We start from the raw sequence: 13,214 nt of genomic DNA on the forward strand, positions 1-13,214 counted from the left end.
ATCTTCCTTACACTCTCCAGCGCACCGGGCAAGACCTGAGCGTGTTTTCTACCTGGATGACACGTTTGTGGTAGCCACAGCACGATTACCCATTGCATCGGGGGCCATGATTGGTTATCTTCAGTTCAGGGCTTGTTGCCCTGATGCTTGACCCAATAGATGGAATGGCGGCAAAAGGCATGGTACTGCGAGAACTCTCAGACGAGGACCGTATTCGGGCCCGAGCAAAAGCGCTGGCTGCACGAACACGACGGGCCGAAATCAAGAACGAATTTGGTGCTGGAAAGCTGGGCATTAACCAGTTGTTGGACCTCGTTCCGAACGACGAGGCCATCGGTCGACTGCGTGTTATGGACCTGCTGGAATCGGTTCCCGGTGTCGGCGAGATCCGAGCACACACGCTTATAGATAGACTAGGTATCTCACCCAGCCGACGCCTGCGCGGGCTGGGGCGCAAACAGCGCATCGCATTGGTGGATCATTTCCAGCAATCGCCTCCCAAAACGAAAGAGTAACGAAGCACACCATGACGGTAAGCCCTCACCCAACGGTCACAGTCCTCGCCGGTCCCACGGCCGTAGGGAAGGGAACGATTTCCACCTTCATCAGGGACAACTACCCCGATGTTTGGCTCTCGGTTTCCGCGACGACGCGGGCTCCGCGCCCCGGAGAAATCGACGGTGTGCACTACTTCTTCGTGGGGCCGGAGAAGTTCGGTGAACTGGTCAACGACGGCCAGATGCTTGAATGGGCGGTGGTGCACGGGCAGAACAGCTACGGCACCATCCGCACCAAGGTCCAGGAGGCCGTCGACGCCGGCAAACGTGTGTTGCTGGAGATCGATTTGCAGGGCGCGCGTCAGGTGAAAGAGAATCTTCCCGACGCAAAATTCGTCTTCCTAGCGCCGCCCAGCTGGGACGAATTGGTGCGCCGACTTGTGGGCCGCGGCACTGAAACGCCCGAGGAGCAGCAACGTCGGCTGGAAACCGCTAAACTGGAACTTGCCGCTGAATCGGAATTTGACGTGACCATCGTTAACGACGAGATTTCGCGAGCGGCCGACGAGCTGGTCACCCTCATGGGATTGACCCCGCACGCACGCTAAAAACTTTTTTGTGTAAGGCCCGCAGTTGCCCCGGCGCCGCTTGGTTTCGGGGAAATACATGTGGGTGCAGTACTTATACGTCTTGATCCACCAACTAGTTATTTGGAGGCTTCGTGAACACGAACCTTGAAGGCATCATCAGCCCGTCCATCGACTCGCTGTTGACCACTACCGATTCGAAGTACGCTCTGGTGATCAACTCCGCCAAGCGCGCACGTCAGATCAACGCGTACTACGCACAGCTGCACGAGGGCCTCTTCGAGTATGTTGGCCCGTTGGTTGACACTCGCCTGAACGAGAAGCCGCTGTCGATCGCCCTGCGCGAAATCAACGAGGGCATGCTCAACGTCTCGAAGATTGAGGAAGTGGCCGAGTAATCACTCGGTAACTTTTGATTCCCTGACTCGGTAACGGCGTTTACACCCCGGCCTCCTTGGAGGGGCCATGATGTGAACATCAGCACCGGGCATCAACGTATCGGTGGTAGCAGTGAAGCGCATTGTCTTAGGTGTATCCGCAGGGATCGCCGCCTACAAGGCAGCTTTGCTGCTACGGCTGTTTAAAGAGGCGGGGCATCAGGTGGATGTCATCCCCACTGCCGCCTCGCTCGAGTTTGTTGGTCTGGCGACCTGGGAAGCGCTGAGCGGGCGTCCGGTACGCACCTCCGTCTTTGAGGCGGTGGATACCGTGAACCATGTTCGGCTCGGTCAGGAAGCCGATCTGGTGGTGATTGCCCCGGCCACCGCCGACGTCCTGGCACGGGCCGCCGCCGGAATGGCGAACGACCTGCTGACCGGTACCTTGCTGGCAACTCACGCTCCGGTGGCGATGGTCCCGGCCATGCACACCGAAATGTGGGAGCACCCCGCGACGCAGGCCAACGTGGCCACGCTGCGTAGCCGCGGTGTGCGCGTGATCGAGCCGGCCATCGGCCGACTGACGGGTAAGGATTCCGGTGCCGGGCGATTCCCGGAACCTTCGGACATTTATACCGAACTGTTGCCCTACCTTGCTGCGGATTCCGCGGTGGAGGCCCAGGGGCCCTTGGCCGGAAAGATCATTGCCATTTCCGCCGGTGGAACCCGAGAGCCGCTGGATCCTGTGCGTTTCTTGGGCAATCGATCCTCTGGACGTCAGGGCGTTGCTCTCGCGAACGCCGCGCTGGCCGCCGGTGCCTCCGTCAGGTTCATCGCAGCCCACATGGATGTTCCAGCTCCTGCGGGTGTGGAATTGAGTACCGCCTCCACCGCCCGGCAGCTACAGGGCGCCGTCACCGAGGCGGCTCGGGGCGCCGATGTTTTGATCATGAGCGCAGCCGTCGCCGACTTCCGCCCCGGTGAATACCAAGACTCAAAGATCAAGAAGAGTGATGATCATGCCGATCCTGTCATCACCTTGATCCGCAACCCCGACATCCTGGCCACCTTGGTCAAGCAGCGCGCCAGTGAGGGTGAAGCTGGCACCTTGGCCCCGCTGATCGTTGGATTTGCCGCCGAAACCGGCGATGCCGAGTCCAGCGTGCTCGAATATGGGGCCAGCAAATTGGCCCGTAAGGGCTGCGAAATGCTGGTTGTTAATGAGGTGGGGGAGAACCTCACGTTCGGGACCACGCAGAACTCCGTGACGATCCTGTTCGCCGATGGTGCCCAGCCGGTGGCGGCTGCCGGTTCCAAGGACGAGGTTGCGGTGGCGGTTCTCACTGCGGTGGCCCAGGCGCTGAGCACCACTGGCACTCCCGCGCACTAAAGACTCGAGCGCTACAGACAGCTCAATTGATGGGCACCGTGGTGGAAAGATCCGGGCAGCGAAGCAAATCGCTGCCCGGATTTTCGTCATCTGGTCGAATGTTGCGACATCAAACGCCACATTCGGATCATTGAGTGACTGTGTTCACTTCCACATGTCGCACCAATTCTTGGGATCTGCCTCGCGGCACACTTACCGGTAGAGTGGCACAGTGACTTTAGAATCCCCGCAGCTACGCCTCTTCACCTCCGAATCGGTTACGGAGGGCCACCCGGACAAGATCTGTGACCAGATCTCCGACGCCATCCTTGACGCCATGTTGGCGCAGGACCCGAACTCCCGGGTTGCCGTGGAGACCCTCACCACCACCGGTCTGGTGCATGTTGCCGGCGAAGTGACCACCGACGGGTACGTGGAAATTCCGGAGATTGTGCGTCGCACCATCCTGGACATTGGTTATGACTCCTCGGCCAACGGCTTTGACGGAGCGCGCTGCGGCGTCTCGGTATCCATAGGGCAGCAGTCCCAGGAAATTTCCGATGGCGTCTTCAACTCCCTGGAGGTCCGCGAGGGCACTGCCGTTGACCCGCGTGATGCGCAGGGCGCCGGCGACCAAGGTCTGATGTTCGGCTACGCCTCGGATGAGACCGCCACGCTGATGCCTACCCCCATCCACTTGGCCCACCGTCTCTCCGAACGGATGACCCAGGTCCGCAAGGACGGCACGCTCGCATTGCTGCGCCCGGACGGCAAGACTCAGGTGACCGTCGGCTATGACGGGGATACCCCGGTGTCGGTTGAAACCATCGTGGTCTCCTCACAGCACGCCGCCGAGTACTCACTCGAAGATCTCAAGGCAGGCCTGCTCGAAGAGGTCGTGAAGCCGGTTCTCGCCGGCACGGAACTTGATACCACCAATACCCGCATTATCCTGAACCCCTCGGGCCCCTTCATCATCGGTGGCCCGGTCGGCGATGCCGGTCTGACCGGACGCAAGATCATTGTTGATACCTACGGTGGTTTTGCCCGTCACGGTGGCGGAGCGTTCTCCGGCAAGGATCCCTCGAAGGTTGACCGTTCGGCCGCCTACGCCATGCGCTGGGTCGCCAAAAACGTGGTGGCTGCCGGTTTGGCCCGCCGCGTTGAGGTCCAGATCGCCTACGCCATCGGCGTGGCACGCCCGGTGGGCCTCTACGTCGAGACCTTCGGCACCGAAACCGTTGACCCGGTGCGGATCACCGCTGCCATCAACGAGGTCTTTGACCTGCGCCCGCTGGGTATTATCGAAGATCTGGACCTGAAGCGTCCGATCTACCAGAAGACCGCGGCGCACGGCCACTTTGGCCGCGAAGATCCCGATTTCACCTGGGAAAAGCTTGACCGTGTTGACGCACTGAAGGCCTTCTTCGGCGCTTAGTCACATGGGTTTTGACCGTCCTAACAGGGGTGGTTAAACCGGGAGATCGGGAGTCGTGCCGCAAGGGCGTGCGGCGCCCGATCTCTTGCTTAAAACTGGGCACTTAAAACACAGGGGAGCTGATGATCATGTCGGAGTCACTTCAGCCATCGTTGCTGGCTGGCTTCGACCTGTCCGCGCCGCTGCCCGGGATCCCGCACATGGCGGCGGTGCTGCCCATCGCCCGGGTCATCATCGATTCACCGGTCCCGCATCTTGACCGCCCGTTTGACTACCTGGTGCCGGTTGAACTTGATGCCACGGCGCAGCCCGGGGTCAGGGTTAAGGTTCGATTCGGTGGTCAGGAGCTGGCCGGTTTTATTGCCGAACGTCTGGAGCATTCCGAACCCGGGATCAAGCTTCAGCCGTTGCGCGCCGTGGTTTCCCCCGAGGTGGTGCTGCGCGCCGAGGTATTGGCGGTGGCTCGGGGTGTGGCGGAACGATATGCCGGAGGCGTGTGGGACGTATTGCGAGCGGCCGTTCCGGCCCGCATGGCACGGGTAGAAACGCAGAAGAGCCAGGACGCGAAGCGGACTGAGGAAGCCCAAAAAGCGGAGGCCGACGAAGCTGTGGTTTCTGAGCGGTCCACCGCGGGCAGCTTGTTGGGTGAATACGACGGCGGGGCGGATTTTGCCGAGGCCCTACGCGCCGGAAGCGGACCACGGGCGGTATTATCGGCGGTGCCCAACCGCCCGGGGGACTGGCCAGCGCTGCTGCTCGAGGCAGCCGAGCTCAGCCTCAGTGCCGGTCGCGGCGCACTGATCGTTGTCCCCGACGCGCGGGACCTCAACCGGCTGTGCACCTACGTTGATGGCGCCATCGGGCCGAACTCCTATGCGAGGCTCAGTGCCGAGGATGGGGCGACCCCGCGCTATAAAAACTTCTTACGCATCACTCGTGGTGAGACACAATTGGTGATTGGCACCCGCAACGCCGCCTTCGCTCCGGTGCACAATCTGGGCCTGGCCATCATCTGGGACGATGCGGATCATTCGCACGCCGAACCACGCGCCCCGTATCACCACGCCCGTGAGGTGTTATTGCTGCGCTGCGGAATTGAAAACGCCGGATTATTGGTGGCGGCCCCCGGGCGTAGTGCCGAAGCCCAACGCCTCATTCGCAGCGGCTGGGCCCAAGAACTTGGGGCCAATCGTGCGCTGCTGCGCGCCAATGCCCCGCGCGTGATCGCCGCATCGGACGAATTTGAATCCGAACGCGACCCGGTGCTGCATGCCGCTCGGTTGCCCGCCGCGGCCTGGCGTGAGGCGAAGGCCGCCCTTGAGCACGGGCCGGTGCTGGTGCAGGTGGCACGCACCGGATTTATGCCTGCCCTGCGCTGCGAACGCTGCCGTACCTCCGCCCGCTGCAGCGCGTGTAGCGGCCCGCTGGCTCTTGACGATGCCCGCGGTGCACCCTCCTGCGGTTGGTGCGGGCTGGTGGCAGCCGGCTGGTCATGCGGTGAATGCGGCTCTATGCGCCTGCGTGCCGCCTCCATTGGAGCGGATCGCACGGCCGAGGAATTGGGTAGGGCCTTCCCCAACTTGACAGTGCTCTCGGCCACCGGGGCCAAACCGATCTTTACCGTGCCGGCGAAACCAGCGCTCGTGGTTGCCACCCCCGGCGCCGAGCCGGTGGCCGAGCAGGGCTACGCCGCGGTGCTATTGCTTGATGGCGATCGCATGTTAGCCCGGGAGGGGCTGCGCACCGGTGAGGAAGTACTCAACCGGTGGATGGGAGCTGCCGCCCTGGCTCGTGGACGTGATAAATCCGGCGAGCGTCCGGGCGGCGGCACCGTGGTCGTCGCCGGAGATCCCACCGAGCCCATGCGAGCCCTGGTTCGCTTTGATGCTGCAGCCTATGCCGATGCGGAGCTGACAGAACGCCGCGAGGTGGGGTTGCCCCCGGCCGTGCGTACCGCGTTGATCCAAGGTCCGGCCACCACCGTGGAAAAATTCATGGCCGCCCTTGAGCTCCCGGACTCGGTACGTCGTAATGGTCCGGTGCTGCAGGGGGAGGGCGAACATCGCTGGTTGTTGTTCTTCTCCTACGCGCAGGGACCGAGCGTCACCGCGCACCTGCGCGCCATGCGGGCACGTTTCAGTGCCGCGAAGGAGCCGGTCGTTTCCATCCGCATCGACGCCGACGGAATTCTCTAGCCGTTGCTGCCACCAGCTGCTGGCTCGTGCGCGGCGCTGGTGTAGGTGCTGCGCGGCATCCCGCTTCGTGCCCATGGCATGGGAGCGCGTAAAAAGTCCTGGATCAGCGCCGCGGCCTCCGGTGCCTTCTCATAGTGGATCAGATGTCCCACGTTGTTGATGACCCGCAGTCTGGCACGCGGGAAGCGCCGGGCCAGTGCCCGCTGCGCTTCCACGGAGCCCAATTCATCAAGTTCCCCCACCACCAGGAGGGTCGGTTCATTGATGCGCGCAGCAACATCACGCACCGTGGCGGTGATGGAGGCACCATAGGCCTCGCGCAGGGTCGCACGTGAGGTGAACCCGGAGAAATAGCGGCGGTGTTGGTCAAAAACGTAGGCCCGCATGGCCGGGTCCTTGGACTTCAGCATGGCCAGTGAGGTGGCGTCGGTGATCAGCCGCGAACGCAGGAGAGCATCACCCAGCGGTGCGGGCAGCCAGGAGCCGACCGCGTAGTAGCTGCCGGCGGCCCGGGAGAGCAACGCCGAACTGCCCTCGAGCGCCGGTTCGCAGATCGGGTTCAGCAGCAGCAACCGGGCGAAGCTGCCCGGATGCCGAGCCAGATACGTGGCGGCGACGATGGTGCCGAAGGAATGACCCAACAAGATGGTCTCCGGGCCCAACTCCAGCTCGTGGCGAAGCGCGGATATGACCTCACCGTAACCAGCAACATCGTGGGCTGGAACCGTGGGCGCCGAATTCGACGTTTGTGATTCCTCGTCCTTGACTGAGTCCTCGTCGTTGACGGGGGCGCCGAACGGGGTGGAGATCCCAAAGCCGGGCAGATCCGGAACGATAATCGTGTAATCGCCGAGCTCTTGGATGATCCGAGTGAGTCCGTGATGATCTCCCCGGAAGCCGTGCACGGCCAGGATCACGCCGCGGGCGCTACCGAGGGCCGGGTAGGTCCAAGTGCGCACCCGTGCGCCGTGGATGTGGTGAGTGCTTTTCAGGGCGCGGCGAGTGCGCGGCTGCGAATGATCGGGCATGAGATCAAGCCTAATGGCTGGAGCTGGGAGGGGCGTTGAGCAGGCGCAGTGCGGTTCCCTCGTCGAGCACCAGGTCGGTGATCAGCCCCCCGGCCAGCGCACCGTGCAGGGCGCGTAGTTTGCCCGCTCCGGAGAGTACACACAGTCGCCGTGGAACTTTGCGTAGGGCGCGCAGGGTGGGACCGGTGGCCCGAGAATTGATTTCGATTCCCTCGTCGCTTCCGCTGCCGTCAAAAAACACGGTGGCCACATCTCCCACCACGCCGTGTTCGTGAAGTGCCGCCGATTCCGCGGCGCTGAGGTAACCGCCGCGGTAGACCTGGCTGGGAACCGCGGCCTCGGTTGCGCCGAGTGAGAAGACCGCCAGTCCCATGCCCTGCTGAACACCCAAGACCCGGCGCACCGAGCCCTCCCGCCACATGGCCTCGCGGGTACTGGCCTGATCGAAAAACGCCGGGACCGGGAACTGCTCAACCCGGGCCGTGTAGGCGGCACCAAAACGCTGCAAGATTTCCGAGGCGTAGGTGAGACCGGTGGTCTGCGGGTTGGCCGCACCGTTGAGTTGAACGATCAGCGTGTCGTGTGTTGGCTTGCGGGTCAGCGCGAGGGAGAGCGCCTGCATCGTGGAGCCCCACGCCACCCCGACCGTCATCCCGGAGGACACCAGGGTATTGAGCACGTGGGCCGCGTGGGTGGCCACGCGTTCGAGGATTTCGGCGTCGGCGAGCGCCCCGTCGGTGGGCACCACGTGGACCTTGATGCCGAACTTGTGTTCCAGTTCGCGCACCAGCATCGGGCTGCGGTCACCACCTGCGTTGATTTCGATGTTCACCAATCCGGTGCGGCGGGCCATGGAAAGTAGCCTCGAGACGGTGGAACGCGAGACGGCCAGTTCCTTGGCGATCGACTCCATGGTGAGGTCCTGGAGGTAGTACAGCTGGGCGGCGCGCAGGGCATCACGCTCCCTGGGCTGGCCATGTCCGGGTGTCCCGCGGGTGCCGCGCGGGGGAGTAGATGATGTGACGTGTTGAACAAAAGCACCAGTCCCGGGTGAGGTCGGCGCCGTGTTCAGGGGCATGTTGGGCATGGGTTCGGTCCTTTTGTGCACATATGTGCAAATGAATTGACGAGTTTGTTCTCCAGTGACAAGACTAACTACTACATGGTTTTGACCCAAAGTCCCGTAGAGGGTGGTGGGAAGTTTTCCAAAGGGTTATCGGAACGCTCCGCATTGGCGGTGTTGAGCCGGTAATCTGGAGAAGACCATGTGAAGCACTCTTATTCGCCGCAGCATAGTTCTAAGGATGGCCCCATCGTGGCAGCCGCAGCCTCCCACCGTTCCCATTTAGCCGCGCTCCGGTCCCGGCCGGGCGCCAAGGTACTCATCGTCGGTGGTGGAATCAACGGAGTGGCGACCTTCCGGCAACTCGCCCTGCAGGGTGTTGACGTGGCCTTGATCGAGCGCGGTGACTACTGCCAAGGGGCATCGGGTGCCTCCTCGCACATGATCCACGGTGGTATCCGTTACCTGGAAAACGGTGAATTCCGACTGGTCCATGAATCGGTGCAGGAACGCAACTCATTGCTGGAGATCGCTCCGCACTACGTCAAGCCGCTGCGCACCACCATCCCCATCTTCTCCACCTTCTCCGGCATCCTCTCCGCGCCGGTGCGGTTCTTGACCCACCGTAGCGGCAAGGCCACCGAACGCGGAGCCGTACTGATCAAAGCCGGCCTGGTGATCTACGATCTCTTCGCCGGCGCCGGTGGACGTAACACGCCATGGCACAAGTTCCGTGGCACCAAGGGCTCGCTGGCCGAGCTTCCGATGCTCCGCACGGACGTAAAGTACACCGCCACCTACTTCGACGCCTCCGTCCACAACCCCGAGCGCCTGACCCTAGATGTTTTGCGTGACGGGCTGGAAGCCAACCGCCAGGCGCGAGCGGCCAATTACGTTTCGCTCATCGGCCACAACGAGTCCGGTGCACGCTTGCGAGATGAACTCACGGGCGAAGAATTCGACTTCGACGCCGAGATCATCGTGAACGCCACCGGCGCCTGGGTGGATCTGACCAACGGATCCATCGGTGCCCCGAGTCAGTTCATGGGCGGGACCAAGGGCAGCCACATCGTGCTGGACCACCCAGCCCTGCTGGCCGCCTGTGGCGGACGCGAGATCTTCTTTGAGCACTCCGACGGGCGCATCGTGCTGATCTACCCCATGGGCGATCGTGTCCTGGTGGGTACCACCGATATTGACGCCGACATGAGCGAGCCGGCGCGCTGTACCGATGCGGAAGTCGAGTACTTCTTTGAACTCATCCGCCACGTTTTCCCCACCATCGAGGTGGGCCACGAGCAGATTGTTTACAAGTTCTCCGGCGTTCGCCCGCTTCCGCGCCACGACGACACGGCCCCGGGCTTTGTCTCCCGCGATTACCGGATCGAGCGTAGCGAGCTGGCCGGGGAGTCCATCATGTTCTCGCTGGTCGGTGGCAAATGGACCACCTTCCGCGCGCTCGGGGAAACCCTGGGCGGCAAGGTGCTTGATGAACTCGGTGTGAGTTCCACGGTGAGCACCCGCGGGCTGCCCATTGGTGGTGGCAAAAACTTCCCGGATTCCTCCGCAGCCCTGCAGTCCTGGTTTGGTGCGCGTTCACTGCTCGCCTCCCGGGCCCGCCTCGAGGTGCTGCTCACGCGTTATGGCACCCGGGCCGATGCAGTGCTTGATGCCATCGGCCCCAACGATCCCACCTTGCCCGGCTGTGCCGAGCTGTCGGTGGCCGAGCTGCGTTACCTCGCAGAACACGAGCAGCTGGGCATGCTCAGCGACGTGTTCATCCGGCGGACCTCGCTGGCCTTCCGCGGGCTCGTGACCAATGAACTGTTGGTACAAGTGGCCGACGCCATCGCGCCGGTGCTCGGCTGGGACGCCGCCGAACAAGCACGCCAAGTCAGCGAATGCGCGCGCGTGCTCACCGAAGACCACGGATCGAACCTGGCCCTGACTAACGCCTGATTCTCTTGCTCCCCTTCGCGCCTGCCCACTTACCGGCGCGAAGGCGGTAGCCCGGCACTGCCAGCGCGTGTTTCACCGTCATCCCCTCGCGCGGGGGATCACTTCCTAAATGTTCCGTCTCACCGCATCGGTGGGTGCGGTCTTTGTCATGCCGAAAAACGGCCTGGCCGCGTGAAAAGTGGCCCACAAAAGCCCACCGCGAATCAACACTATAAACACTGAAGGAACAACGATGTCTCTTACGGTCTTTACCGCCGAGTTCTTCGGCACCATGCTGCTAGTGCTCTTAGGTGGTGGTGTGGTGGCCAACGTGCTGCTGGACAAAACCAACGGGCGCGGCGGCGGCCCGCTGATGATCAACTTCGGTTGGGGTCTGGCCGTGTTTGCCGGAGTCTGGGTCTCCGCGGCCTCCGGGGCGCACCTGAATCCGGCCGTGACGGTGGGTTTGTGGGTCAACCCCGACGTGAGTGAATTTGCCCCGGGAGTCGCCAAGACCCTCGGATTTGCACTGATCTACTTTGCCGCACAGCTACTCGGGGCCATGGTGGGTGCAGCCCTGTGCTTCCTGTCCTACAAAAAGCACTTTGATGCCGAAGAGGATCCGGGCACCAAGCTGGCGGTCTTTTCCACGGCACCGGCCATTAAAGCCCCGGGCTGGAACCTGCTCACCGAGGTCATCGCCACCTTCGTCTTGGTATTTGTGATCTCCGGATTCGGAACCACACCGCACGGCTTGGGCCCACTGGCCGTGGCACTGTTGGTGGTGGGCATCGGAGCCTCGCTGGGCGGACCCACCGGTTACGCCATCAACCCCGCACGAGACCTTGGTCCGCGCATCGCCCACGCCCTGCTACCGATCCGCGGTAAGGGTGGCAGTAATTGGTCCTACGCATGGATTCCGGTGGTGGGCCCGCTCCTCGGCGGTGTCGCTGGTGGTCTGGGCGCGGGAGCCTTGTTCTAATGGGAGAACCGATCCAGACGCCAGCTCGCACTCAGAGCGGAAGCACCACCACCGACAAGAGCATTACCCAGAGCAACACAACACAGCACCTCGTTGAAAGGTCAAACACCGTGTCCACATACGTCATCGCCATTGATCAGGGAACCACCAGCTCCCGCGCCATCGTTTTTGACCACGACGGGAAACCCGTCTCCACCGGTCAGATGGAGCACCAACAGATCTTCCCGCATGCGGGCTGGGTGGAACACGACGCTGTGGAGATCTGGAACAACGTCCGTGAGGTCATCGCCGTCGCGCTGGCCAGTGGCAACCTCACCCGCCACGACATCGCCGCCGTCGGGATCACCAACCAACGCGAAACGGCAGTGGTTTGGGACAAGCACACCGGTGTGCCCGTCTACAACGCGATTGTCTGGCAGGACACCCGTACCCAGGGCATCGTGGAGGAATTGGCGGCAGATGGGGGAGTTGACCGCTACAAGGAGCGTGTAGGCCTGCCGCTGGCACCCTACTTCTCCGGTACGAAGATCAAGTGGATCCTTGACAATGTCGACGGTGCCCGTGAGCGCGCCGAGGCCGGGGACCTGCTCTTTGGCAACACCGACACCTGGGTCACCTGGAACCTCACCGGCGGAACCGATGGCGGAGTGCACATCACCGACGTCACCAACGCCTCACGCACCCTCTTTATGGACCTGGAAAAGTTGGAATGGGATGCCCAGATCCTTGCCGACTTCGCGGTGCCCGCGTCCATGATGCCGGCGATCAAATCCTCCTCCGAGGTCTACGGACACGTGCACTCCTCGCAACTATTGCGCGAGGTCCCGATCGCGGGGATCCTCGGTGACCAGCAGGCGGCAACCTTCGGCCAGGCGGCGTTTGACGCCGGCGAGGCGAAAAACACCTATGGCACCGGCTGCTTCTTGATCTTCAACACCGGCAAAGAGATCGTACGTTCGGGCAACGGGCTGCTCACCACCCTGGGTTACAAGCTCGGTGATGCGGACCCGGTGTACGCCCTGGAAGGCTCGATCGCCGTGGCAGGCTCCCTGGTGCAGTGGCTGCGCGATAACATCGGGATGATTTCCACCGCCGCGGAGGTGGAGGTGCTGGCCTCTAAGGTCCAGGACAATGGTGGGGTGTACATCGTTCCTGCCTTCTCCGGGCTTTTTGCCCCGTACTGGCGTGCCGATGCTCGTGGGGCCATCGTGGGGTTGACCCGCTATGCCAACAAGAACCACATCGCCCGCGCCGCCCTGGAATCTACCGCCTTCCAGACCCGTGAAGTGCTTGATGCTGTTAACGCCGATTCGGGGGTTCCGCTCACCGAGCTCAAGGTTGATGGTGGGATGGTGGCCAACGATGCACTGATGCAGTTCCAGGCCGATCTGCTCGGTGTCCCGGTGATCCGCCCCCAGGTCACCGAGACCACGGCCCTGGGCGCCGCCTATGCCGCGGGCCTGGCAGTGGGGTTCTGGAAGGATCTGGGAGAACTTCGCTCCAATTGGGCCGAGGACAAGCGCTGGGAACCGACCATGGAGGATGCCGAGCGCGATCGCCAGATGCGCCTGTGGAAGAAGGCCGTGACGCGCACCTTCGACTGGGTTGATCAGGACGTGCGCTAGGGCGCACTAGTGTTTCAGATCCCGCGGGCGCGTCGGTGGCGCGCCCGCGGGGCCCACCCTCGGTAAGGTAGAATGTGGGCATGAACGCAGTGCTCTTGCTAACTTAGCCGCATGG

The 13,214-nt window shown here is 62.7% G+C and carries 11 protein-coding genes; 9 read left to right on the top strand and 2 right to left on the bottom strand.

Translation table 11 applies throughout. The features are described from left to right. Positions 1-179 precede the first annotated feature (179 nt). The 6 genes from mihF (at position 180) to HED64_RS09100 (ending at position 6,463) form a co-directional block, all read left to right on the top strand. Positions 180-515 carry an integration host factor, actinobacterial type gene (gene mihF, locus HED64_RS09075; RefSeq protein WP_132363992.1) on the top strand — a complete coding sequence of 112 codons (336 nt, stop codon included), beginning with the start codon at positions 180-182 and terminating at the stop codon, positions 513-515. A gap of 11 nt (positions 516-526) precedes the next feature. After that, a complete protein-coding gene (gene gmk, locus HED64_RS09080; RefSeq protein ID WP_132363715.1) occupies positions 527-1,105 on the top strand; it encodes a guanylate kinase in 579 nt (192 codons plus the stop codon). 113 nt (positions 1,106-1,218) lie between these two features. Next, positions 1,219-1,482: a DNA-directed RNA polymerase subunit omega gene (gene rpoZ / locus HED64_RS09085; RefSeq protein ID WP_132363717.1), complete on the top strand. Its 264-nt coding sequence runs from the start codon at positions 1,219-1,221 to the stop codon at positions 1,480-1,482. A 112-nt stretch (positions 1,483-1,594) separates the two neighbouring features. Beyond that, on the top strand, positions 1,595-2,851 hold the full coding sequence (coaBC, locus tag HED64_RS09090; protein WP_168151704.1) for a bifunctional phosphopantothenoylcysteine decarboxylase/phosphopantothenate--cysteine ligase CoaBC: 1,257 nt from the start codon (positions 1,595-1,597) through the stop codon (positions 2,849-2,851). Positions 2,852-3,062: 211 nt separating this feature from the next. Then, positions 3,063-4,268: a methionine adenosyltransferase gene (gene metK / locus HED64_RS09095; RefSeq protein ID WP_168151705.1), complete on the top strand. Its 1,206-nt coding sequence runs from the start codon at positions 3,063-3,065 to the stop codon at positions 4,266-4,268. A gap of 128 nt (positions 4,269-4,396) precedes the next feature. Next, on the top strand, positions 4,397-6,463 hold the full coding sequence (locus tag HED64_RS09100) for a primosomal protein N' family DNA-binding protein (RefSeq protein WP_168151706.1): 2,067 nt from the start codon (positions 4,397-4,399) through the stop codon (positions 6,461-6,463). On the opposite strand, the gene HED64_RS09105 is transcribed toward HED64_RS09100, so the two are convergent. Together HED64_RS09105 and HED64_RS09110 are read right to left on the bottom strand one after the other, a co-directional pair. Then, positions 6,460-7,491, bottom strand: coding sequence for an alpha/beta fold hydrolase (locus HED64_RS09105; protein ID WP_168151707.1), 1,032 nt, complete (start codon positions 7,489-7,491; stop codon positions 6,460-6,462). The genes HED64_RS09100 and HED64_RS09105 overlap by 4 nt on opposite strands. 10 nt (positions 7,492-7,501) lie before the next feature. Next, positions 7,502-8,578: a sugar-binding transcriptional regulator gene (locus HED64_RS09110; RefSeq protein WP_281069222.1), complete on the bottom strand. Its 1,077-nt coding sequence runs from the start codon at positions 8,576-8,578 to the stop codon at positions 7,502-7,504. A gap of 228 nt (positions 8,579-8,806) precedes the next feature. Here HED64_RS09110 and HED64_RS09115 point away from each other — a divergent pair, with 228 nt between their 5' ends. The 3 genes from HED64_RS09115 (at position 8,807) to glpK (ending at position 13,099) form a co-directional block, all read left to right on the top strand. Further along, complete coding sequence (locus tag HED64_RS09115) at positions 8,807-10,513, top strand: FAD-dependent oxidoreductase (protein WP_168151708.1); 1,707 nt, start codon at positions 8,807-8,809, stop codon at positions 10,511-10,513. Positions 10,514-10,745: 232 nt separating this feature from the next. Beyond that, positions 10,746-11,474 carry an MIP/aquaporin family protein gene (locus HED64_RS09120; RefSeq protein ID WP_168151709.1) on the top strand — a complete coding sequence of 243 codons (729 nt, stop codon included), beginning with the start codon at positions 10,746-10,748 and terminating at the stop codon, positions 11,472-11,474. A 110-nt stretch (positions 11,475-11,584) separates the two neighbouring features. After that, positions 11,585-13,099 (top strand): glycerol kinase GlpK, encoded by a 1,515-nt coding sequence (glpK, locus tag HED64_RS09125; RefSeq protein WP_168151710.1) that lies wholly within the window; start codon positions 11,585-11,587, stop codon positions 13,097-13,099. Positions 13,100-13,214 lie beyond the last annotated feature (115 nt).

The organism is Paeniglutamicibacter terrestris (assembly GCF_012271785.1).
Lineage (GTDB): Bacteria > Actinomycetota > Actinomycetes > Actinomycetales > Micrococcaceae > Paeniglutamicibacter > Paeniglutamicibacter terrestris.